The sequence below is a fragment of the Pseudomonas sp. B21-048 genome (genome assembly GCF_024748615.1).
GTDB lineage: Bacteria > Pseudomonadota > Gammaproteobacteria > Pseudomonadales > Pseudomonadaceae > Aquipseudomonas.
This window is the reverse complement of sequence record NZ_CP087168.1, coordinates 3,562,727-3,585,802: the sequence shown is the minus strand read 5'-3', so window position 1 is coordinate 3,585,802 and position 23,076 is coordinate 3,562,727. Positions and strand designations below refer to the sequence as shown.

Annotated in this window: 18 protein-coding genes and 1 pseudogene; 11 read left to right on the top strand and 8 right to left on the bottom strand. The window is 58.4% G+C overall.

What is annotated here, in order from left to right:
• The first annotated feature begins 18 nt into the window (after positions 1 to 18).
• On the top strand, positions 19 to 1,173 hold the full coding sequence (locus tag LOY56_RS16745; RefSeq protein ID WP_258615762.1) for a winged helix-turn-helix domain-containing protein: 1,155 nt from the start codon (positions 19 to 21) through the stop codon (positions 1,171 to 1,173).
• Positions 1,174 to 1,551: 378 nt separating this feature from the next.
• On the top strand, positions 1,552 to 2,232 hold the full coding sequence (locus LOY56_RS16740; protein WP_258615760.1) for an EcsC family protein: 681 nt from the start codon (positions 1,552 to 1,554) through the stop codon (positions 2,230 to 2,232).
• A gap of 200 nt (positions 2,233 to 2,432) precedes the next feature.
• Here LOY56_RS16740 and LOY56_RS16735 read toward each other — a convergent pair whose 3' ends face one another.
• Together LOY56_RS16735 and LOY56_RS16730 are read right to left on the bottom strand one after the other, a co-directional pair.
• A complete protein-coding gene (locus LOY56_RS16735; protein WP_258622723.1) occupies positions 2,433 to 2,855 on the bottom strand; it encodes an MAPEG family protein in 423 nt (140 codons plus the stop codon).
• Between the two features lie 80 nt (positions 2,856 to 2,935).
• Positions 2,936 to 3,889: a diiron oxygenase gene (locus LOY56_RS16730; RefSeq protein WP_258615758.1), complete on the bottom strand. Its 954-nt coding sequence runs from the start codon at positions 3,887 to 3,889 to the stop codon at positions 2,936 to 2,938.
• 198 nt (positions 3,890 to 4,087) lie between these two features.
• On the opposite strand from LOY56_RS16730, the gene LOY56_RS16725 reads away from it, so the two are divergent.
• Positions 4,088 to 5,044 carry an AraC family transcriptional regulator gene (locus LOY56_RS16725; RefSeq protein ID WP_258615757.1) on the top strand — a complete coding sequence of 319 codons (957 nt, stop codon included), beginning with the start codon at positions 4,088 to 4,090 and terminating at the stop codon, positions 5,042 to 5,044.
• A 163-nt stretch (positions 5,045 to 5,207) separates the two neighbouring features.
• Here the strand turns inward: LOY56_RS16725 and LOY56_RS16720 are convergent, their stop codons facing one another.
• Both LOY56_RS16720 and LOY56_RS16715 read right to left on the bottom strand, forming a co-directional pair.
• A complete protein-coding gene (locus tag LOY56_RS16720; protein ID WP_258615754.1) occupies positions 5,208 to 5,528 on the bottom strand; it encodes an isochorismate lyase in 321 nt (106 codons plus the stop codon).
• Between the two features lie 94 nt (positions 5,529 to 5,622).
• Positions 5,623 to 6,141: a hypothetical protein gene (locus LOY56_RS16715; RefSeq protein ID WP_258615753.1), complete on the bottom strand. Its 519-nt coding sequence runs from the start codon at positions 6,139 to 6,141 to the stop codon at positions 5,623 to 5,625.
• Between the two features lie 265 nt (positions 6,142 to 6,406).
• Between LOY56_RS16715 and LOY56_RS16710 the strand changes: the two genes are divergently transcribed.
• Positions 6,407 to 7,765, top strand: a complete 1,359-nt coding sequence (locus LOY56_RS16710; RefSeq protein ID WP_258615751.1) for an MATE family efflux transporter — start codon at positions 6,407 to 6,409, stop codon at positions 7,763 to 7,765.
• A 16-nt stretch (positions 7,766 to 7,781) separates the two neighbouring features.
• Here LOY56_RS16710 and LOY56_RS16705 read toward each other — a convergent pair whose 3' ends face one another.
• From LOY56_RS16705 to LOY56_RS16695, 3 genes and pseudogenes are all read right to left on the bottom strand, one after another.
• Entirely contained in the window at positions 7,782 to 8,531 is a 750-nt protein-coding gene (locus LOY56_RS16705) for an SDR family oxidoreductase (RefSeq protein WP_258615749.1), read from the bottom strand.
• A gap of 231 nt (positions 8,532 to 8,762) precedes the next feature.
• A complete protein-coding gene (locus LOY56_RS16700; protein WP_258615746.1) occupies positions 8,763 to 10,556 on the bottom strand; it encodes an alpha/beta fold hydrolase in 1,794 nt (597 codons plus the stop codon).
• 153 nt (positions 10,557 to 10,709) lie between these two features.
• Positions 10,710 to 10,876: pseudogene (locus LOY56_RS16695) on the bottom strand (NAD-dependent epimerase/dehydratase family protein); the annotation flags it as partial.
• Between the two features lie 352 nt (positions 10,877 to 11,228).
• Here LOY56_RS16695 and LOY56_RS16690 point away from each other — a divergent pair.
• The 6 genes from LOY56_RS16690 to LOY56_RS16665 are packed head-to-tail and all read left to right on the top strand — an operon-like array spanning position 11,229 to position 21,414.
• Positions 11,229 to 12,020: a YfaP family protein gene (locus LOY56_RS16690; protein ID WP_008008415.1), complete on the top strand. Its 792-nt coding sequence runs from the start codon at positions 11,229 to 11,231 to the stop codon at positions 12,018 to 12,020.
• Positions 12,021 to 12,055: 35 nt separating this feature from the next.
• Complete coding sequence (locus LOY56_RS16685) at positions 12,056 to 13,768, top strand: DUF2138 domain-containing protein (protein ID WP_258615744.1); 1,713 nt, start codon at positions 12,056 to 12,058, stop codon at positions 13,766 to 13,768.
• Positions 13,765 to 14,403, top strand: coding sequence for a DUF1175 domain-containing protein (locus LOY56_RS16680; RefSeq protein ID WP_408980341.1), 639 nt, complete (start codon positions 13,765 to 13,767; stop codon positions 14,401 to 14,403). Before LOY56_RS16685 ends, LOY56_RS16680 begins: the two co-directional genes overlap by 4 nt.
• Positions 14,400 to 18,974: an alpha-2-macroglobulin gene (locus tag LOY56_RS16675; RefSeq protein ID WP_258622722.1), complete on the top strand. Its 4,575-nt coding sequence runs from the start codon at positions 14,400 to 14,402 to the stop codon at positions 18,972 to 18,974. The genes LOY56_RS16680 and LOY56_RS16675 overlap by 4 nt, the downstream gene beginning before the upstream one ends.
• A gap of 1 nt (position 18,975) precedes the next feature.
• Positions 18,976 to 20,595 (top strand): DUF2300 domain-containing protein, encoded by a 1,620-nt coding sequence (locus LOY56_RS16670; protein WP_258615741.1) that lies wholly within the window; start codon positions 18,976 to 18,978, stop codon positions 20,593 to 20,595.
• A gap of 3 nt (positions 20,596 to 20,598) precedes the next feature.
• The gene (locus LOY56_RS16665; protein WP_258615739.1) at positions 20,599 to 21,414 is read left to right on the top strand and encodes a YfaP family protein; all 816 of its coding nucleotides are present in this window, start codon (positions 20,599 to 20,601) and stop codon (positions 21,412 to 21,414) included.
• Positions 21,415 to 21,909: 495 nt separating this feature from the next.
• Here LOY56_RS16665 and LOY56_RS16660 read toward each other — a convergent pair whose 3' ends face one another.
• Positions 21,910 to 22,521: a TetR/AcrR family transcriptional regulator gene (locus LOY56_RS16660; RefSeq protein ID WP_258615735.1), complete on the bottom strand. Its 612-nt coding sequence runs from the start codon at positions 22,519 to 22,521 to the stop codon at positions 21,910 to 21,912.
• Between the two features lie 85 nt (positions 22,522 to 22,606).
• Between LOY56_RS16660 and LOY56_RS16655 the strand changes: the two genes are divergently transcribed.
• Complete coding sequence (locus LOY56_RS16655; RefSeq protein ID WP_258615733.1) at positions 22,607 to 22,954, top strand: darcynin family protein; 348 nt, start codon at positions 22,607 to 22,609, stop codon at positions 22,952 to 22,954.
• Positions 22,955 to 23,076 lie beyond the last annotated feature (122 nt).

The following is a 23,076-nucleotide window of genomic DNA, read 5'->3' as shown; positions in this document are numbered from 1 at the left end:
CTCCACCCAGGTTTGAACGTGGCAACTCAATCTAATCCAACTTATTGGCGACGACTGGCTCTGGATCATCAAGGACTAGGTTCGAGCAAGGCATTTGGCCATGGTCTTGAAGGCACGCTCCGCGCGATAGAGCATTTAGGTTATGTGCAAATCGACACGCTGTCTGTCGTTGAGAGAGCACATCATCACATCCTGTGGAGCCGCGTGCCCGGGTATTCCTTGGACTGTCTCAACCAGCTGACGTGTGCCGGGCGGGTTTTTGAGTATTGGTTTCACGCTGCCGCTTATCTGCCGATACAAGACTACCGTTTTGCATTGCCGCGCATGCTGTCTTTCCGGCGTGGTGAGAGCCCCTATTTCAGGAATGTCGATGCCAAGTTGATGACGGAAATCCTGGACCGGGTGCGAGGTGAAGGCACGCTGCGCACACGCGACCTCAGAGAGTGCTGCAAAGGCAAGGGTTCATGGTGGGACCATGGGCCTGGCCGACGCGCGCTTGACAAGTTGTTCATGCAGGGCGATTTGATGATCCGCGAGCGCAGGGGCATGGAAAAACTCTATGTGTTGCCTGAACAATTGTTGCCAGATGGCCTGGATCTTCGAGAACCGTCAGCCGGTGAGATGGCTGCCTATCTGCTTGACACCGCAGTCCGTGCCCATGGAGTCGTCACCTGGAAGCAGCTGATGCACTTGCGCACCGGACAACCATTGCGCAATGCAATGCGAGAACTATTGCAGGCCCGTGTGGAGACAGGCGAATTGGCTCGCGTGAATGATCCAACGATGCCCGACGCCTATGTCATCGCACAGGAGGGCGCGGGGTGTGATGCTAAAACCAGTGCGGAAGTCCATCTGCTCTCGCCGTTCGACAACGCTGTGATCCATCGAGAACGCTTGGTGCAATTGTTCGGTTTTGACTACCGGCTCGAAAGCTACGCTCCTGCGGCTAAACGGGTATACGGTTATTTTTGTCTGCCGGTCCTTTGGCAAGGAAATTTTGTTGGTCGAGTCGACTGCAAAGCTGACCGAGCTGCAAATCGCTTTGAGGTCATCAGCCTGCATTTGGAGCGTCGTGCAATGCATGCCGCGCGGCTTCCCGCATTGCTGAATGACGCATTAAACAAGCTTGCCAGCTTCTGTGGCTGCGCTTATGTGCCGCGCGACTTTAGATGAAGGGCTCTGATGGTTTTACCTTGGGAGTGCCACGGGCAGCTTTTGGCCTGAAAGCAGTCGTCCACAAAGGGCCATTTCCGGCCATTCCGTACATTGCTAGTGCGTAGGAGGTAATGCCTCAAATGCGCCGGAAAAACCCACCACAGAAACGGTTGAAAGGTCTGCCCATCGGCCAAGGTCTTACCCTGCGGGCTGCGCTCGCTACACATGTGGTTTAAAAGGCTCCTTGCCAGGCCTCTGTTCAGAAAACCCTCGATCACTTGGCGGCGCAAAAAGTCATGAGTGTAATGTTATTTTGATATCAATTATGCCACTCTTCCCATCAGCGCTCAGCCTCGCAAAGGCTGCTGATAAACAATCTCTCGAACGGAATCTGGCATGACCACAGGAACAGACGAAAGCAGCTCTTCATTGATGAAGATGGTGGAAGCCATCGCCATTAGCCCGCAGGATGCCCGTGAACTTGTTGCCCAGTACGAAAGCCAGGCACGCAGCTCGGCGCCGTCCGCTACAGGCGAAAAGATTCAAGACGCAGTTGTCGACAAAATCATCAGCCGCTATTCAAAGCTGGCCGCGACGTCTGGCGCAGCCACTGCTCTTCCGGGTGTCATTCCCGGTATCGGCACTGTGGTAAGCGCTGTGGGCGGAGGGCTGGCGGATATCTCGGTGTGCATGAAGCTGCAGATCGACATGACCATGTGCCTGGCGGTGGCCATCAACGGCAAGATGTCCAACGAAGATGCCAAGCACATGTCGTACATCATCGCGCTGTACGGCTCCCTGGAGCAGATGGGGTCTTCCAGCGCCACCAAAATCGCCAGCAAGGCCGGCGTGCGCATGGTGCATCAGTATTTGAAGGGGCCGACGCTTCAGATCATCAAGGAATTGTTCGCGAAAATCGGCATCTCGTTCACTCAGAAAGCCGCGGCAAAAGTGATCCCGTTCGGAATCGGAGTCATTGTCGGCGGAACGGCGAATTACGCGCTCACCACTTACGTGGGAAAAACCGCTCGCGACACTTTCCGTCTGAATCTGAAAGAAGAGGCGACCACGGAGTAACTGCCAGCGTTAACAGTGCCGTGCAGGCGGCCCAATCGAGTTAACGTGGCTTTTCAATTGGCCGCTTCTGCCCGTTTTTCTACCGGTCGCGCTGAAGCGTTGTCTGGATTGAATCTAACCACTGAATCGCCAAGGTGCGCGTCCGAACGAAAACTTGATTCGCAGGATCAGGCCTGGATTCATCTCTCTATTTAAGAGACTCATACGCCATAACAAGTGGCTATAACAATGAGCGCGAGAAAACAGACCAACTGAACGAAAAAGAAGGCAAACCGAATCGCCACGAACGTATTGGTTTGCACATGGGATACGTGAACCAGTGACTGGCACACGCGTGCAATCAGGATGATTACGGACAAGTAACTCACTGCAGGATCGTCGATACCAAGGGTTGAAATCACCCACACGATGGCGCCCAAGACAGGCAGATTTTCCACACAGTTCGCGTGTGCTCTTATCCCGCGCCGATACCAATCCTCGCCTTCGAGCTGATCGCATCGGAAAGAGGCAATCGGAACATTCGAGAACAAGATTCTGGCCCAGCGATACACACCGACGGTTGCCATCAATAGCAGCAAAGTCCAGGTCGCAAATCCAAGCAACATCCACATCGGTATTGTCATGGCTGCCAGCCCCGATAAATCATACTCAGCACTCATCCCACCGCCGCGCGGCCGACGCACGGTCGGCCGCAGCCTGTCGATCAATTGTCCATGATGGGCGTCAGCGCGGTCTGAATCGTGGACATCTGTGCGGGTGTTGTCATGTGCGTAAGCAGCCGGCCAAAGTGGGGATGCTCCACGCCCGAGATAATGTATTGCCAGCGGTAAGCGCTCAGCATGCAGGCGTTGATTTGCGCTGTCTCATCGACACTGAATGATCGTGAAACATTGCGAATAAAGTAGTCGGCATCGGCTGCCGATTGTGCCTGCAGGATTGCGTCGACGGCCGCCACCAGCGCAATCAGATCGTTCACGGCCTGGTCGCGCTCGATTGGCGAAAGTTTCGCGTGCTCCGCCTTCCACTCCAGTTCATCGAGTACGACGTGCCGGCTTTCATCCTTCCAGTGAAACTTGAAAACGTCCTTGAATAGCGGGCACAACTCCTCACGCGGGGCGATGCTTTGCACGTAGTGCGCCTGAACAAACAGCTCGATATGACAGGTCAGCGCCAGCACCGACCAAGTGCTGGCCGCAAGTACCGAGCGCGCCACATCGTTTGGATCGGCCACTTGACGATATCCCGCTGGCAATTGCGAACCCATCATCGTCTCCATGCGCCGGAACAGCTCCTGGTGCTTGATCTCGTCGTTAGAAAAGCGCACCAGCGCTTCGAGTGCGAGCTGATCGTCAAAGACATGGGCCCGACCTTGATCGAGCATTTTGGCGCTAATAAAACGCTCGACCAAGCCAAAGATATACGCATAGGTTCGGCCCTGAATCTGACTGAGCAGGCGCGCCTCGTCCGCGGCGAGAAAGGTCAGGCGGTCGATTCGCGACAGCCCGTCGGGCAAGAATTTGCGCGAGAAGTCGAAACTCCGGTCTTGCAGCAAATCACGTTCGATCTGCCATTCCGCTTTCTTCGATGATCTGACCAGTTGAGCATAACGGGCGGCGTTGTCCGAATCTGAGCGGGGTAGGGTAGCAACGGTGTTCATATCGATCTCCTGCTTGCCTGGTCGAGTTGGAATGGGGCAATTACGGTTAACGTCGGGCGAATGACCAGCGGTGAAGCCTCTGGGGACAGTCTCGATCGCTGAGTCCGCGTTGGTGCTAATCTAGGCCTCGCCGTTCAGGCGATGAATGACCGGTCCGCCTGATTACATGCTCCGGACTCCGGAAAGGAGGGCTGGCAATTGTTGGATGCGTTTTCTGATGTGTTGCGTGTGATTCGGCTGTCTGGAGGGGTCTTCCTCGAGTCGGAATTCACTGCGCCCTGGTGCATCAAGGGAAGAATCTCGGCGGACGATTGCAAACCGTTCCTGGCGGCACCTCGACATATCATTGCGTCGCATTTTGTCGCCGCGGGGCATATGCAATTACAAGTCGACGGTGGTGACGCCATTGACGTGCGGGCAGGCGAACTCGTTCTGCTTCCTCACAATGACGCTCATTCTTTTGGCAGCGACCTGAGCATTGCGCCCATGTTGGCGGGCGACGTTATTCAGCCGCCAGAAGTCGGCTCTATTTCACGAATCAAGTACGGGGGGGGCGGCGAGGTCACGCAGTTATTGTGCGGATTCCTCGGCTCTGAAACACCCTTCAATCCGTTGCTTTCGTCGCTACCATCCTTGTTGAAATTAGACTTGCGCGCGACGGCCTCGGGAGCCTGGATTGAAAGCTCATTCCGTTTCGCTGTCAGCGAGATTGCGGCGGGGCGCCTCGGCTCGACAACGGTCATCGCCAAGCTCTCCGAATTGCTATTCGTCGAAGCCGTCAGCCAGTATGTCGCCAGCCTCCCCGCTGAGCGGCGCGGGTGGCTGGCGGGTTTGCGAGATCCGCATATCGGGCGCGCACTGGCGCTGCTTCATGCCCGTCCAACCGAGGGCTGGACTGCAGAAGCCCTGGCGCTTGAAGTGGGCATGTCGCGCTCGGTATTCGCGGAGCGATTCACGGCATTGGTCGGACAGCCACCGATGCAATACCTGACGCTCTGGCGTATGCATGTGGCGGCTCAACAGCTGCGCGAAGGTCGCGGTAATGTGGCGCAAATCGGCTTTGCCGTTGGCTACGAATCCGAAGCTGCGTTCAGTCGCGCATTCAAACGCCAGTTCGGCACATCCCCCGGCACTTGGCGCAGACAATCAGCCTGAGAAAGTGCGGTGCCGATGGATCCATGGAAATTACCCAATAAGCGCTCCTTCCGGCGTGTGCCGATAGGTGATCGATCCGCATAGGAACAACAGCAGTTATCGTCTACTGTCCGCTTCTGGTCGTTGAATCCACAACCCAAAGCGGACAGCCTGGACACCAGAATCAGGTTTCGGCTTGATGAGCCGCCCAGTGTTTCATCTCTTCGGCAATGAAATGGTTCACCAGGTCGCTGTACATCTTTTCGATTGCATCCGGGCTCAGGCCCTCGGCCTCGGCCCACTCACGACGCGTCGCCAGCATCGCCTTGAAACGCTCCGGCGCACGCACCAACGTCGCCGAGGTCTTGAACTTCGAGGCCGCCAGCACGTACTGAAAACGTTTGCCCAATAGCTTGATAACGGCCTGATCAAGGGCATCGATTTCGCGTCGGATATCCTCCATGCCTGCGCACTCTGCGGGTTGCAACTGATTGATGACTTCCATGCAAGTGACTCCTTTTTCTGAAAAAAATGGTGGGCATTCGGAAGAGACATCGGTGGGTGATCTTCCGTGAGTGACCCCAAACAAACTATTGCACTTATTTGACGAATCTAAGGCAGGCAAAACCCGTCTTGATGCGCAGCTGTTGAATGGGTTCGACGCTCTCCTGATCTCCTAATTTTTTGACTACACCAATTCCGCAGTAATATTGGTCGCTGTTAAAGATGGGAAGGATGCCTGTCTTGGTCTCACCCCAGAAACCGGACTTCAAGGTGTAGGTGGCGCCGTCCTGCGGCGTAAAAGAAAAGGGTATTTGGCACTGTCGACCTCCGACTACCTGTCGGTAAGTCAATACCAGCTCTTTACCCACGGCAATCGGCGATTCGATAAAGTCGCCGGTATAGGACAACGGCGTGAATCCCGCGTAGCAACCTTTTTCATTGAAGGTCATGGCATCCAGCGTAGTGCCACGTTCATATTTAAGGCGAACCGTAGCAGAGGGTTCATCCGGACGGGGAAAGACATACTGCTTGCCCTGAAGCAATGAAGTGCAACCACTGAGCACTACCGCTCCTGCCAGCAGAGTACACCAGCCAAACTTGTGATTTCCGTACATCAACCGCTCCCTGATTACCGTCGGCTTCCCCTGTAAATCTCAAGGGCCGAACTTACTGGAAAGTGGCGTTATGGTACTAGATATTGTGAAGGCCAAAACAGCATGTGCAGGGTGGAGGAATTTGGGCCAGAAATGGAGGCCAGAGGTATTTACCGGCCCGATGCAGTCGTGGCCTGGGCTACCCACACAAAACAGGATCACGTTGTTCCCGGTTCCGTAGCGTAGAATTTCCACACTGCCAGCCCCCACCCGAGACGGACCCTCAATGCAAACCCCCACCCAATCCCACCCCCTCTGGCAAACCTACCTCCTGTTCCTCGCCCCCATGGTCCTCTCCAACTTCCTTCAATCCATGTCCGGTACCATCAACAGCATCTACATCGGCCAATTACTCGGCACCCAAGCGCTCGCGGCGGTATCGGGCATGTTTCCCGTGGTGTTCTTCTTCATCGCCCTGGTCATTGGCCTCGGCGCTGGCGCCGGGGTGTTGATCGGTCAAGCCTGGGGCGCTCGCGAGTTGCATTTGGTGAAGGCGATTGCCGGTTCGACGTTGCTGTTGGGGGCGATGATCGGGTTAGCGGCGGCGGTGTTGGGCAGTGTATTTGCCCGGCCGGCGTTGCAGGGTTTGGGCACGCCGGCGGATGTGCTGGACGATGCGGTGGCGTATGCGCAGGTGATGATGTGGATCTTGCCGTCGCTGTTGGTGTTTGTGTTGTTCACGCAGTTGCTGCGAGGGGTGAGCGACACGCTGTCGCCGTTGTTGGCGCTGGTGGTGTCGACCTGTGTCGGGCTGGCGCTGACGCCGGCGTTGATTCTTGGGTGGTTGGGGCTGGCCCCGATGGGGATTCAGAGTGCGGCGTGGGCGGGGTTGGTGGGCAACCTGTCGGCGATGGGATGGTTGGCGTGGCGGTTGATTCGCAAGGGGCATCCGTTGGCGCCGGATCGGGAGATGTTTGCGTCGATGCGGCTGGATCTGGAGATCCTCGGCAAGGTGTTGCGCATCGGGCTGCCGACCGGGTTGCAGATGGTGGTGCTGTCGTTGTCGGAGCTGGTGATTCTGGCGCTGGTGAACCAGCACGGGTCTCAGGCGACGGCGGCGTATGGGGCGGTGACGCAGATCGTCAATTACGTGCAGTTCCCGGCGCTGTCGATTGCGATCACGGCGTCGATTCTCGGCGCGCAGGCTATCGGGGCCGGGCGCATCGAGCGCATGGGGCCGATTTTGCGCACCGGGTTGTTGATCAACGTGTGCCTGACTGGCGGTCTGGTGGTGTTGGGTTACCTGCTGTCGCACTGGTTGCTGGGGTTGTTCCTCACGGATGATTCCACGCGGGCGATGGCCGAACACCTGTTGCACATCATGCTCTGGAGTCTGTTGGTGTTTGGCTTTCAGGCGATTGTCGGCGGCATCATGCGCGCCAGCGGCACGGTGTTGGTGCCGGTGGCGGTTTCGATCGTTTGCGTGGTCGGGGTGCAGTTGCCGGTGGCGTATCTGCTGGATGCGCGCTTTGGGCTGCAAGGTGTCTGGATGGCGTTCCCGGTGGCGTATCTGGGCATGCTGATCCTGCAGACGCTGTATTACAAAATGGTCTGGCAGCATCAGAAGATTGAGCGGTTGGTATAGGGGCCTCGTGTGAGTATCAAGCGCTGCTCTTGAGCCAGGTCTCGAAACGCGTCGGCCCGATGATGGGGTGCTCTCCCGGCGTAAGCGAGTGGTCATCGATTGGTGCACCGAAGTAGGGGACCGTGTCGTCCGCTTGGGCTTGGCGCGGGTCGTTGGTGTGTTGCAAAAACAGGCGCACGAATTCCACCAGCGGCCAGCGCTCTGGCCCGGCCACTTCCAGGGTTTGATTGCTCGGTGCTTGCACGGCGATCTTCGCCAGCGCCGTCGCGACATCGACCGCGGCAATCGGTTGCAGTTCGGCGGAGGTCAGGCGCACGGTATCGCCGTCCTGAACGCCCGAGTTTGAAATGGCCCCGATGAATTCGAAGAACTGCGTCGCCCGCAAGAGGGTGTAGGGGATGCCAAAGTCCTTGATGAGTTTTTCCTGCGCTATTTTCGCCCGGAAGTAACCGCTGTCGAGCATGCGCTCGGTGCCCACCACCGACAGGGCGACATGGTGTTTGACGCCGGCGGTTTTCTCGGCGGCAAGCAGGTTGCGCCCGCAGGTTTCGAAGAAATCGAGCACGGCAGCGTCTTCGAAGGAGGGCGAGTTGGCCACATCGACCACCACGTCGGCGCCTTGCAAGGCCTCTTGCAATCCCTCGCCGGTGAGGGCGTTGACGCCGGTGCTCGGTGATGCGGCCAGGGTTTCATGCCCCAGGGCTTGCAGGTTTTTGCACAGGTGTCTGCCGATCAGTCCGGTACCGCCAATGACGACGATTTTCATGTTCGGTCTCCCGATGCGTGCGCGGTGGGTTGCGGTGCGTCAGCCCCGTTGGATGTTGTGCTTCTGGACGGATAGAGGGCTGGTTTTTATCCTGGAGCCATTAAAGACCCGGAATGTTGGTTCGTTTCGATCGGTTTGGTCGAATCGAGAATGACTGGTTCACCGGGGCTGTCCACCCCGATGCCAGAGTCCATGCGGAGATTGCCGACCTCATTAAGTAAATCAAATCGTTCAAAGCCATGTCAGCACTTTCCACACCCCCAACACGTACAGCATGAACGCAATCATGCTGTACCATTGTCCGCGATCCATGGCCAGCAACGGTGCGAGAAGAAGGTATCCACCCAAGGCAACCAGGAACAGCACCAACAGCATGAGTTGAGGTGCATAGTGTCCGAGTTCTACTGTCCAAGAAGCCCTTTCATGGGCAAGATCGGGTTCCGAGGGCTTGTTTCCATCGAGAATGAAAGAGGCGATGACGTCCCAGTTTTCTTCCCTTAACGCCGCGCTGTGACCTCCTTTCACATATTCCGATTCGAAGAGTTCTTTGTTTTCTTGCTCGAAACCGTCATGGCCAGCGCTGCCAAGATCCTGCAGCCTGAGCATTTGGAAGGTGCGAGGAAAAATGGCAACGACCCAATCAGCACTGGCAACGAAGTTCACGACGCCTTTGACCCGACCCAAACCGGTCAAGGTCTTCCAGTCATAATTGACGTTCACAACACTTCCGGCGAAAGCAATGTGTTTGAAACGCAAGCACGAGTAAGTACTGAGAGCTTTGGCCAGCATGTAGGTACCGTGGCTGTGGCCAACATAGGAGAATGCGGCATTAGGGTAGACCGCTTTGTTTTCCGCGTAGCGATCCATCAACCACTCGACTCGTTTTCGCCGAATATTGGGTAGCAGAAAGGGTAGCATGGCGAAGTATCCGTAACTGGATGTCTCGGTCTTGATGATTTGTTTTTGTGGTGTCGGCCCAACGATATCGGCGGCGATATGACGGTCAGTTATCTTGTTCCGTTGGCGAGCCAAGGCAACAATCCGTCGGGCGATTTTCTGCGTCCAGTAGCCTTGGTCACGGATTCCATGAATGACAAACACAACGTCGGTGATGGTGTTGTCGGGTTTTGGCAGGTCCTGATCTGTCGGAAGAATAGATAAATCACTGAGCTCCTGCGGGGATGAGTTGATGGCTTTAATGATCACTTGTCGCCGTAGATGACCCGCCGCGGTGTCATCAGCGTCAACTACATTGACATGACCAGACTTGGGTACGTCGAGATAATAGAAGTCATCTCCGGCGACAAGATCAATGTTGTCCTCAGGAGAAACCAGGTCATCGGTGGAACCCAGCAATTGAACGGTGATGGCGGATGTTGTTGATTCACTTTTGGCTTGCCTGCGCATTGCCATCCACTGAAGACGCAGCTGTGTCAAGAAGGGAGCACCGTGATGAGTAGTGAAGGCTAGGGGCGTTAATCGGCCCAAGGTTATCGCCATTACCGTGTTACCAAGCACAACACCGGCCCCCCACCGTAGAAAATTACTAATGGAAAGGTGGGGAGTAAGACGCCAGCCTCGATTGGTCGCTGCAAACAGGACCACCCGCTTGACGTGTGAGGCCCACGTGCGTTTTACAGAGTCTCTCAGTTGAGGCTCAAAAGGCGCTTCTAAAGTTTCTCCGCAGGCGCATACATACACCTTGCGTGCTAGCAGTGCGCCCATGCTGTGTCCAACCAGGTAAATACCTGAAAAACCGTGCTCCGAGTTCTGCCAAATGCTATCGATTTGTTCCATTACCGATAGCGCGATGTCGCAAGGATCAGCGAAAGACAAGGTTCCTATCGGTAAGTCCGGAATGAAGACAATCGGCGCTGGAGCTTTACGCTGCTCCCACGCTTCCAGAACAGCGGCCTTAAGATGTTGCAATTGTTTTTCGGAACCGCCCATGGCATGAAACAGCACAATCAGATCCTTCTGTTCCTCTAGACCGGTGACTTGGTCATTGTGGGTAATCTGCACCATATAATCTCCCTGATTCTAAGTGTGCTAGAGCGGTTACGTGGGTATCGAGCTGGAAATATAGCTAAGAATTTGATTTGTTTCTGTGAACCTATAGTCGCCAGATTCGCTTATGAACTCGGAGAGTTAGTTATTTTTTCACTTTTAGGTGTTGTCCATCACAGCATTCGAGAAAGACGGCAAGTTGGCCACGTCGACCACCACCTCACGCCTAGCAAGCCGGTGCTGGGTGATGCGGCCAGGGTTTCATGCCCCATGTCTTGCAGGTTTTTGCACAGGTGTCTGCCGATCAGCCCGGTACCGCCCATGACGACGATTTTCATGACGAATCTCCCGATGCGTGTGCGGTGGGTTGTGGTGGCTTGAAATCCTGCAACCATTAAAGACCCGGAATGCGTTAGATGGCAGTGGGCGCGACGATCGGGGTATTGGGCAAAAGACCGTCTGGTTCACAAAAAGAGCGGAAAATTGCACGGCTGGCAATGTTATATTTGCCGGCCTATGGCGTAATGCCAGTCAGTTTAAGTGCGCAGCTTGTGGGCTACAGTGTTCAAGTCCTGAATTGACTGGCATTGAGCATCTGGCCGTCTCATTTTTTGAAAGCCCAGCAATCAGATCAAATACCGCGCCGAGGATCGGGCGCCAGGTTTCGTTATGCATGGCAGGAGGCGTTACATGCGTTGTGTTCTTTCACTGCTGATCACGCTGGTCTGCGCCCAGGTGGCATGGGCCGAGCCCACGGCCGAGTTGTCGGAACCGGTGGGCGGCTGGCGCTATCACGGGCTGCTGGACCGCAGTGAAAATCCTCGCGTCGCCTATCCCACGCCGCCCATCGATCGGGGCGTGCAGCGCAATCGCACGATGATCGAAGGCCAGCTCAAGGCCCTCGGCACACTCCGGCCGCCGCACAGCCTGGCGGTCAACGGCAATCCCCTGAATTTGTACACTGACGACCAAGGGCGTTTTGCCCGGCCGTATGCGTTTGGCGCCGGGTCCAACAGCGTCGAAGTGCGCAGTTCCGAGGGCAAGTCACTCAAGCGCGTTCAATTCTATGAAGCCAACAACCTGCGCACGCCGGCGCGAATTCGCGTGGTGCTGGGTTGGGACGACCCCAAGGCCGAACTCGATCTGCACATTATTACGCCCGACGGCCAGCATGCATTCTGGGCTCGCCCGGCGATGAGCAATGGCGGCGGCCTGGACCCGGACGGGGTCGATGGCCCCGGTCCGGAAATGTTCACCATGACCGCGCCGATGCATGGCACTTATCTGGTTTACGTGAACTATTGGGGCAACTTCGGCAGCGGCGGCTATAACTTCGATGAGACCAGCAACCAGAACGAGGTGATCACCTCGCAAATCAATCTGGTGCTCAACGAAAACACCGTCGACGAAAAACGCGAGACCTTCATCGTGCCTTTGCGGGCGATCGGCGACCTGCTGCTGGTCAAGACTTTCAACTATTAAACATCCCGCACCACGGATGAATTGGGTTTGTGAACATGAGTGATAACACTGCTTCTCCGGCCGCCGACGCACCTGCTGCCAACGTTTCCCGTCGCTGGCCGGCGCTGCTGGTCGGGCTGTGCCTGGTGGCCGGTGTGGCGGGAGGGTTGGGGTGGTTTCTGAACAAACCCAAGGCTCCGCCCGCTGAGTTGGCCAGTGACAAACTGGGCATGAGCCGGCCGGACGGTTTGCTTGAAACCCATTCCTTGAGCCAGTTGCCCAAGGATTTGCTGGCGGTGCCGTTTCTCAAGGAAACCCTGACTGAAGATTTCGTCTTCTATTACGAAGCTCACTCCGACCGTCTCGGCTTGATTGGCAGCCTGCGGCGGATCATTTACGAGCATGACCTGAAGTTGCAGGACAGCCTGATCGAGCAGCTGTTCGATCAACCGGCGGATGTGGCGCTGTGGCGCGGGGCGGATGGGCGTCTCAAGGATTTCCTGTTGGTGATGGATCGCGGCGGGCTGGCCAAGGTGCTGGAGCCGCTGGCGAAAGTGGCGCTGGATGATACGCAGCTGAGCAAACTCAGCGAGGTGAAGGTCGGCGCCGACGCCGTCACGCTTTATCAGCTCAACTACAACGCCAGCAAGTCATTGGTGTTCGCCTCCCACGGCGACAAACTGGTGGTGCTGTCCAATCCGGCCAAGCTCTACGATCCGGAAAACGGCGCCTCGGAGGACACCGGCAGCGTTTCGACCAAGGCCATCGCCGCCTTGCTCAACGGCGACAAACTCTTCCCCGAAGCCTTCGGCCTGCCACCGCGTACGCCTGAGGTAAAACAGCGCCTCTCGGTCAATTTCAGCGTTTTGGCCATGGGTTACCAGCGCTTCATCCCGAATTTCGCCGGCCTGCGTTTCGACATGGACGACAAGGGCTGGCACAGCTTCCTGGCCATGGACGAACTGGAAAACCAGCCGGACTTCGACTTCAAACCGATCTGGCAAGCCATGCCGATGGGCGCCAGCGCCTGCGTCGCCTTGCCACTGGCCGCCGAACAACAGAAACCGTTGCTGGTGAAACTCGGTGCTGACGACGCCGTGGCCCAAGCCCTGACTGAACACATGGCCGGTGCCGCCGGCCTGTGCTGGTATGCCGATTCGCGGCTGTACACGCCGCTGCTGGTGGCCAGTCTGAATGACGATGACAGCGCCAAACTCGACGGCGACCTGGGCAACTTGTTCGGTTCGATGGTCGGTGCCTATGAAGGCAAAGTCCCTGATCAGGCGTTCCCGGTGGTCGAGAAGCAGGAAGGCCAGACCCATCAGTGGCAGCGCCAGGTCAGCTCCAATTTCGGTCCCTATAAGGCCAAGGATGCCGAGCACCCCGACGCGATCACCGGCAAAGCCTTTATGCGCGTAAGCCTGGCGCGTCACGGTTCGACGCTGCTGTTTTCCCTCGACGACAAACTGGTCGACAAAGCGCTGGGCACCTTGGACAAACGCTTCCCACCGCTGGCTGACGTACTGCCGAAAGACCTGCTGATGCCGATCTATTTCGGTCCGGATTCCATGGCGCAACTGATGCAGCAGGAAACCCTCGACAGCTTGCCGCAGGACATGGAACCGGTGTTTTACAACGCCGCGCAAACCTACCTGATCCCGAAACTGCGCACCCTCGGTGGCTACGGCAAATACGCCCTGATCTTGCCCAAAGGCAGCGAGCCCGACGGCCATTGGCAGTGGCTGCCGCTGGAGTGGAAAGCCCTGTGACCGCACTCTTCCGAGGCCTCGGCCTGTTGGCGTTGTTGCTGGGGACTCGCACCTTTGCCAGCGAAGCCCCGGCGCTCGACCCGCAGCAATCCCAGGTATTCCGCGCCTGGTTCGTGCGCATCGCCCAGGAACAACTGACCCAAGGCCCGAGCCCGCGCTGGTATCAGCAGGACTGCGCCGGGCTGGTGCGGTTTGCCGCCAACGAAGCGCTGAAGGTTCATGACGACAAATGGCTGCGCAGCAATGGCCTGTCCAATCGCTACCTGCCGCCGGAACTGCAACTGAGCGATGCCCAACGCGGCCTCGCCCAGCAATGGCAGCAGGGCGGCGGCAAGGTCGGGCCTTACGTCAACGCGATCAAACTGATTCAGTTCAACAGTCATCTGGTCGGCCGCGATCTGGCCCAGGCCCGGCCCGGCGACTTGATGTTTTTCGATCAGGGCGACGACCAGCATCTGATGATCTGGATGGGCCGCTTCATCGCCTATCACACCGGCACTACCACCCCCACTGACAACGGCATGCGCTCCGCAAGCCTGCAACAACTCATGACATGGAAGGACACCCGATGGATACCCGACGCAGCCAACCCCAACTTCATCGGCGTCTATCGACTGAACTTCCTCTCCCAATGATCGGTGCCCGCATGCTGCGCATTTGCTCTCGAATTCCACTGCTGCTGGCTCTGCTGGCGCCTTTAACCACGGTCAATGCCGAAGACACCGTCGAGCCGAGCGGCTACACACCGGTGGCCGGTGAAAGTTTCTTCCTGCTGGCCGACAGCAGTTTCGCCAGCGACGAGCAGGCGATGGTTCGTCTTGAAGCGCCGGGCCGCGATTACCGCCGGTTCCGCATGGAGCCTTACGGCGGCGCGGACATTCGTGTGTATCGCATCGACAAACCGCTGGATTTCCTCAAGCGCCAGAAGAACCTGCACCGCGTGGTCAGCGATGGCCAGTTCAAGGGCGAAGGCCTGTCGAACACCCTCGCGTACCTGTGGGACAACTGGTACCGCAAATCCCGTCGAGTAATGCAGCGGGCGTTTTCCTATGAGTCGCGCAAACAAGTCACCGAGGAAGTGCCGGAACTGAAGATGGGCACCGCCATCGCCGCGCCAACGCCCTACGACGCTCAGCCGCAGTTCGCGTTGATTCCGGGCCTGCCGGTGGTCAGCCAATTCCGTTATCCGCTGTGGCAAGCCAAACCGATCCAGCCGCCTGAGGGCGTGAACCTGGCCGGTTCTTCCAGCGAGTTCGTCAGTGTCTCGCCGGGCAACGTGTACATCCCGTTGGGCAACCTGAAACCAGGCCTGTATCTGGTGGAAGCGCTGATCGGCAAGTACCGCGCGACCACCATGGTTTTCGTTTCCAACACCGTGGCCGTGAGCAAGATTGCTGGCGATGAATTGCTGGTGTGGGCTGCGCGCAAACACGAAGGCAGTTCGGTGCCCAAGGTCAATGTGCTGTGGACCGACGGCCTGGGCGTGATGAGCAGTGGCGCTACTGACGCCGACGGTTTGCTGCGTCTGAAACACGTCAGCCCGGAGCGTTCATTCGTGATCGGCGAAGACGAAGAGGGCGGGGTGTTCGTCTCCGAGAACTTCTATTACGACAGTGAGATCTACGACACCAAACTTTATGCGTTCACCGACCGGCCGTTGTATCGGCCGGGGGATTGGGTGTCGTTGAAAATCGTCGGCCGCGAGTTCAAGAATGCGCGGGATTCCGTGGCACCGACCGCTGCCGACGTCAACGTCACTGTGCTCGATGCCACGGGTACCGCACTGCAATCGCTGGCGTTGAAGCTCGATTCCAAGGCCGGTACTCAGGGCCGTTTCCAGTTGCCGGACAACGCGGTGGCGGGCGGTTATGAACTGCGTTTCAACTACAAGGATCAGGCCTACAGCAGTGCCTTCCGTGTCGCTGAATACATCAAGCCGCACTTCGAGATTTCCCTCAACCTGGCCAAGCAGGATTACCGCACCGGCGAACCGGTGAAGGGCAGTCTTGTATTGCTGTACCCGGACGGCAAACCGGTGGCCAACGCCAAGTTGAGCCTGAGCCTGCGCGCCCAGCAACTGTCGATGGTCGATAACGAGCTGCAATACCTCGGGCAATTCCCGGTGGAGCTGACCAGCGCCGAACTGACCACCGACGCCAAGGGCAACGCGAGCCTCGATCTGCCCGCCGCCGAGAAACCGAGCCGCTACATGCTCACCGTGTTCGCCAGCGATGGCGCGGCGTATCGGGTCAAGACCACCAAGGAAATCCTCATCGACCGTGGCGCCGCCAGTTTCCGCCTGAGCGCGCCGCAGCGGTTCAGCGCGGTGGGCGGCAAGGTTGCATTCAGCTATGCCAACGAAGGTGGCAGCGAGCAGAGCAAAGCGGTCAACCCGAGCAGCTACAGCTGGGTGCGACTCGAAGATCAGACCACTGGCGAAGGCAAACTCGCCGCCAAAGATAAAGGCTTCACCCTGGCCTTCGACCGTCCGGGCACTTACAACCTGACGCTGAAGGATGATCATGGCCGCGTGCTTGGTGCGACCGGCCATTCGGTCACTGGCGACGGCGTCAAAGCCGTGCCCGGCACCGTGGAAATCGTCCTCGACAAACCCGAGTACAAGGCCGGCGACGAAGCCCTCGCGTTGATCACTTTCCCCGAGCCGATTATCGATGCGTTGTTGTCGCTTGAGCGTGACAAGGTCGAGGCCACTGCGCTGCTGTCCAAGGGCAGCGATTGGCTGAAGATGGAAAAACTCAGCGACACCCAATACCGCGCGCGCATCCTGGTGAAGGACAACTTCGCACCGAACCTGACCTTCTCCGTGCTCTACACCAAAGGTGGTCAGTACAGCTTCCAGAACGCCGGCATCAAGGTGATCGCGCCACAGATCGACGTGGCCATCACCACCGATAAAGAGGCGTATCAGCCGGGCGATACCGTGTCGGTTGACCTGACCACGCAGTTCGCCGGCAAGCCGATTCCGGCGCACCTGACGGTCAGTGTGGTCGATGAAATGGTCTACGCGCTGCAACCGGAAGTCGCGCCGACCATCGACCATTTCTTCTATCACCCGCGCCGCAACAACGTGCGCACCAGCGCCAGTTTGTCGTTCATCAGCTACGACGTGGCATTACCGGGCAGCCCAGGCGCACCGGGCAAAGCCAACCGCAGCGAGCGCGGCGTCAAAGTGTTGGAGCGGCCACGTCGCGAAGACGTCGACACCGCCGCGTGGCAGCCTGAACTGATCACCGATGCGAATGGCAAAACCCGCTTTACCTTCAAAATGCCGGACTCGCTGACCCGCTGGCGCATCACCGCCCGTGCCATTGCCGATGACGGCCAGGTCGGGCAGAAGAAGCAATTTGTTCGTTCGGAAAAACCGCTGTACCTGAAGTGGAGCGGCCCGACCAAATTCCGCAACAGCGACAAACCGGATCTCGGTGTGTTCGCCTTCAGTCAGGCCGAGAAACCGGTCAAGGCTGAGCTGGTGATTCATTACGGTGGCGCCGAACAACGGGTGCCGGTCACGTTGAACAACGGCATCAACTACATCGCATTGCCAGCGTTCACAGTGGCCAATGGCGAGTGGACCGCCGAGCTGGTGCAGGACAGCAAAACCGCTGATGCCCTGGCGGTGCGCCTGACCGCGACCGGCGAAGGCTGGCAGGTAACGCAAAGCCAAAGCCTGGACGTGGCCAGCGGTGATACGCCGCTGACCTTGCCGGCAGACGCCACGGATATTCGCCTGCGTCTGGACGACAGTCCGCAAGCGCTGTTCCGTTCGGCGCTTGATGATCTGCTGAGCTATCCGTACGGCGGTGTTGAACAGACCGCCAGCCGTTTGCTGCCGCTGAGCATCGCTTATCCGACCTTGTCGTCGAACCCGCAGATCCGCGATCGCTTGCGTTTGATCATGCAGAACAGCCGCCTGCGCTTGGTGCAAATGGCCGGCCCGTCGGCGAGCTTCACTTGGTGGGGCTATGACGGTGAGCCGGACGCGTTCCTCACTGCTTACGCCTATTACGCCGACTGGCACGCCAGTAAAGCGCTGGAACTGAGCCTGCCGCCGGAGCATTGGCAGCGGGTGCTGGAGGTGTACGCCAAGCAGTCGCAGAACACGCCGCTGTTGCAGCGGGCGTTGATTCTGTCGTTCGCCAAACAGATGCAATTGCCAGTGAACACACTGCTCAGCGGTTTGATCGACGACCTGGTGAAAGCCGGCGAAGGCAACGCGGCGAGCATGATGGACGATGGCGCAGAGAGTCTGGTCATGAGCGACCCGGATTCGGCGTTGGGCCTGGCCAGCGCTCGAGTGCTGACCGCATCGATGGCGCGTCAGGCCAAGGTCAATCTGCCGTCGGCGTTCAACGGTCAATTGGAGGCTGCGCAACAACAAGTGGCCGCCAGCTCTCTACCGTTTGTCGAGGCGCTGAACCTGTCGCTGCAAGCCTTCGATCAGGCTCACGCTCAAGCATTGTTGCAACGTCTGTTGCCACAGCAATCGACTCTGGAACGTGCCTTGGCGCTGACCTGGCTGCAACGCAGCATCGAACAGGCATCGCCGACCATCGCACTGGCGCCGGGTGAAGGCTGGAAGAAAAAGTACGGTGATACTGGTGAGATGTATTGGACGTGGCAGGGTGCTGCGCCCGTGCCGACAGTGTTGTCGCTGACCGGGGAGCAAGAACGCCCGCTTCGCGCCGCGTTGAGCTTCCAGAGCAAGCAACCGCCAGTGGACCCGATGGCCGTGACCATCACTCGTCGTCTGTCGCGTCTGGTGCCGGGTGACGAAGCGTTCGAATTCAAACTCGAAGCCGTCGGCAACAAACCGTTGTCCAGCGACAGCCTGTACCTGGACGAAGTGATCATCACCAGCAAAGCCGCGAAACCGCTGCGCTACGGCATGCTCGAAGTGCCGCTGCCACCGGGCGCGGACGTCGAGCGCACCACGTGGGGCATCAAGCTGATGGGCAAGGCCGGCACCGAGCCGACCTCGCTGGAGAAGGCCCGTTTCGAACCGGGGCAAATGGCTTACGCGATCCCGGTGGATGCCTTGAGCGGTGAATTGCGCCTGCGTCATCTGGTGCGTTTCTCGCAGAAAGGCCAGTTCAGCCTGCCGCCGGTGCGTTTCACTCAAGTCTATGCGCCACAGCATCAGGCCCAGGAACAGAAACCGGCGCTTGGTCAGGTCACGGTTAACTGACATGACCCGGCGTCTGGTCTGGTGGCTGTTGTGTTTGATGCCTGCGCTGGCGACAGCGCAGGACGAGCCGTTGCACTTGGGTTTCAAGGATGAATGGCTTTCATTGAGCCGGACTCAGGTGATTTCACGTGAGCCGTTGCCTGCTGATCTGCAGACGCCGCTGGGCAGTGTGTGGAAGCTGTTTGTCTACGGTTGGTTGGTGGACACTGGCGCGCGTGAATCGGCTTATGAGTGTCGCGGGCAATCGAAGGAAGAAGTGTATTGCTGCACGGCGGGTGGCAAGATTGAGCGCGACCAGGCGCTGGTGAAGTCCTGCGGTTTGTATTTCGAGCCTGCGCGCCTGGGCATTGCCGGCGCGCAGTGGCGTGAGTATTGGCTGGCGAGACAAGCGCCCGCGTGGTTGCTGGATTTGCCGTCGTTGCAACCGCAGACCCGGGTTTCGGTGGCTGAGTTGTTGAAGGCATTGGCCGTGATGCCGGCGCAGGATCAGGCACGGCGGGTATTGCTCGATGTGGTGCTGAATGCGGCTGACGGCAATGTCGTCGGTGAACTTGGCGGCCGGTTACGGGTGAAAACCTGGAGCTGGTTGGGGGATCAGGATCCTTCGTCGCGCCAAGGCGGATTCGCTGGCTGGACGGCGGACGGCACGCCGATCTGGGCCGGTGGGCGCGGTACCAGTCAAATGGTCTTGCGCAATTACGGTCAGGCACTGGCGACGGTGTTGCCCTCGTCATGGCCAGCCGAGGCGGGGAAGTGCGTCGAGGTCGGCCTGTTCGCGCGTTATCCGCTGAAACGCGTACTCTCGGGGGATCGCGTGTTAACGCCCGGGCCTTTGCAAGGTGACTATCGTGTCGAGTTCGCCAATGGCAATCAACTCGATATCCATAGCGACGGCGAGTTGTTCTTGCTCAAAGACAAACTGGTCGCCCGTCTGGACCGCGAAGAGTACGTCGCCCGCGTCCTGCAGCGCGAAGCCAGACCAGAACCTGCCGAAGCCGCCAAAGCCCTGAGCGTCGCAATCCGCACCTACCTGCTGCAAAACGCCACGCGCAACGGCGACTGCCTGAGCATCGACGACAGCAGCAGCCGACAGCGCGTCGCCCCACGCCCGGCCGCCACCGAATCGCGCAACATCGCCGCGTGGACCAGCGATCTGGTACTCGCCGGCAGCAACGTCACCTATCACTCCGACCAACCGGGGCCGGACAAGCTCTCCTGGCTGCAAGCCGTCGAACAGGCCAATGCCGGTCAACGTTACGACGCCATCCTGCTGCACGCTTATCCGCGCGCCAGCCTCAGCCGCTGGGACAATCCCGTCGCTTCCTGCGACGCATTGCCCGCCGCGCAAGACTGGCTGAAAAAGCAACGCCGCGGCTGGCGACCACGGCTGGAAAGCGAAGTTGGTTACAACGAAGTCAACACTTTCGCCGTCTGCCGCCTGGCCTTCGGCCGTCCTTTTGTCGATCGCGAACGCCAGCGAATCTACGTACGCGGCGTGCTGTCGCTGCAAGACCGCCTCGACCTGACCCACGAATACCTGCACCTGGCCTTCGAAGCACACCCCAACGGCCAGGATGAAACCTACATCGAAGGGCTCGCCCGCCACCTCTTGCTGGAATAGGCCATGAAACTCCGTTACCCACAGGTCCTCCTGTTCCTTTGTTCTTTTTGCGTATGGCCGACCGCGTTCGCCATCGATAGCGCGGTCAAACTCGACACGCCCGTCGGCGGCTGGCGCACGGGCGCGTCCGAAGGCGAAGGCGAAAACTTTCGTCAGACGGTTAATTACCCGGCTTCCTCGGTCAACACACCGGTGGGGCAGGCCAACACTGCTCGCATTACCGGTCAGATCAAGTCCGCGCCCAAGGGCAATGAGCCCGGCAAGCTGATCGTCAACGGCGTCAGCATGCCGCTGAAAATTGACCCCACCGGTCGCTACGATCGCCCGTTCTCATTCCCCAACGGCAGCAACAGCGTTGAAGTCCGCAGCCCCGATGGTCAACAGCGGCATCGCACGCAGTTCCTGAACGCCAGCGGCGGGGCCACTCCGGCCAAGTTGCGGGTATTGCTGGCCTGGGACAGTGACGGCACCGACCTCGACCTGCACCTCGTCACGCCTGACGGTGGCCACATCTGGTACGGCGACCGCGTCGCGGCCAACGGCGGCGCACTCGACGTCGACGTCACCACCGGCTACGGCCCGGAAATCTTCGCCATGCCGGCGCCGATCAAGGGGCAATACCTGGTGTACGTGAACTACTACGGTGGTGGGTATCGCAGAGATGAGGAGGGGCAGGAAGAGGCTGCTCAGCCCCTGACTACGGCGCAGATTACGGTGATTACGGAGGAGGGGACGCCGAACGAGAAGATGGAGACATTCCTGGTGCCAATGCGGGCGGTCGGGGAGTTGACGTTGGTTAAGGGGTTTAGTTATCCGTGAGTAGTAATAGTCTCAGCAGTGCTGAGACTATTAGTTTGGCATTTGTCGCAGCGGTGCTGCGACAAATCAAATTGTTCAGGATCTGACCGATTGTGAACGTGCCAGCACGTCTGAGCTACAAAAAATGAGGCGATATGGGCCACGGGTACAGGCTGTAGGATCTGCTTAAGCTAATCGCCCAAAAGCACATCGGATGTCCCCCCGGCGAAATCGAGTTCAACGCTATAAAGCAACGACCAAATCTTTCCCATGCTGCTGAAAACACGTTGATCAGTAAGGACGAAATAAGCATCTGAAGACGTTAGGGGAATTCTGAAAAAGACTTCCTGATTTTGGCAAAATGTCCGGACTTCCCCCTCCGGTCTTCCAGAGAGCTCCGATAGCGCTACCTCTCGCCCACCGTTCCAGTCAGAGGTTCGCCGAGCACAATCGATCACCACCCTTACGCCATCCGGTCTTGTCTCCTGGCCGCCAAGAGCCGGCCCAGATAGCCCACTACCCGCACAAAAAACCCACCAACGCTCGCATCACCCGTCCTTCCAAACTCACCGCATCCGTCTCCCCCCGCTCCCCCGCCGCATCGATCATGCCGTGGGCCATCGCCAGCAGGTCTTGCGCGGTCTCCAGTACATCGGCGCAGCCCCACGGGGCTGACGGAAGGGCCAGCGCCGCTATCAATTCGGCATGAATGACGTTGGCCACGCGCTCATGGCGCTCTTGCAGCGGTAAGCGGCGCTCTTCGAAGTCGATGATTCTGGCCAGTTCCGGGCGCCGTAGCTGGTGGGCGACGGAGGCCTGGACCAGTGCGCGGATGCGTGCGAGGGCGTCGTCGTGTTCATGGACGTGCTGGACGTCATCGAGCAACTGAGTGGTTTCGCGTTCGATCAAGGCGACGGTCAGGGCGTCGCGGTTGGGGAAGTACTGGTACAGCGAGCCGATGCTTACGCCGGCGCGCTGCGCCACGGCGTTGGTGGAGCAGGCGGCGAGGCCGTCGGTTTCGAGAATGCGAGCAGCGGCTTCGAGAATGGTGTCAACGGTGTTGGCCGAACGGCGCTGGGTCGGGAGTTTTCGGGGGGTTAAGGGCGGCATTTCGCGGTGTTTGGTCATGATCGGGATGCGAGTTTTAAATATGAGTTATGACTCGTATTCTGGATTGGCTTTCCCCACTCTTCAACTACCAGGAATCATTATCATGGCAACGACATCACTGAGTGTTTTCATGTTGGTCAAGACCACCCAGGAATGGCTGGGGTTTTCAGTCGAGCATCGCTTTGAGCTGATGCGCACGCAGATGGAGCCGATTTTGCGAAAGCATGCGGCGCAGGTCTCGATGCGGTTTTTCGACATCGAGTTCTATTCGGCGCGGGTCACCGATCTGTGGTTGTGGGAAACCGACAGTCATCATGCGTATGAACTGCTGGTGGAGGATCTGCGGGAGACGCCGTTCTGGGATCGGTATTTCACCATCGTCGAGATTTTGCCGGGGGTGGAGAATGCCTATGCCAAGAATTATGATCAGGCGCCGTTGTTGAGTGCGTAATGGGGTTTCGTGTAGCTGCCGGCGGGCGGCGTCCGGGCGCACCACCGTAGCGTGCCCGGACGCCGCCTCACGGGCCGCTGCGGTACGACAATGAACTAACCGCTCAAGCCCCTAGAGAAACC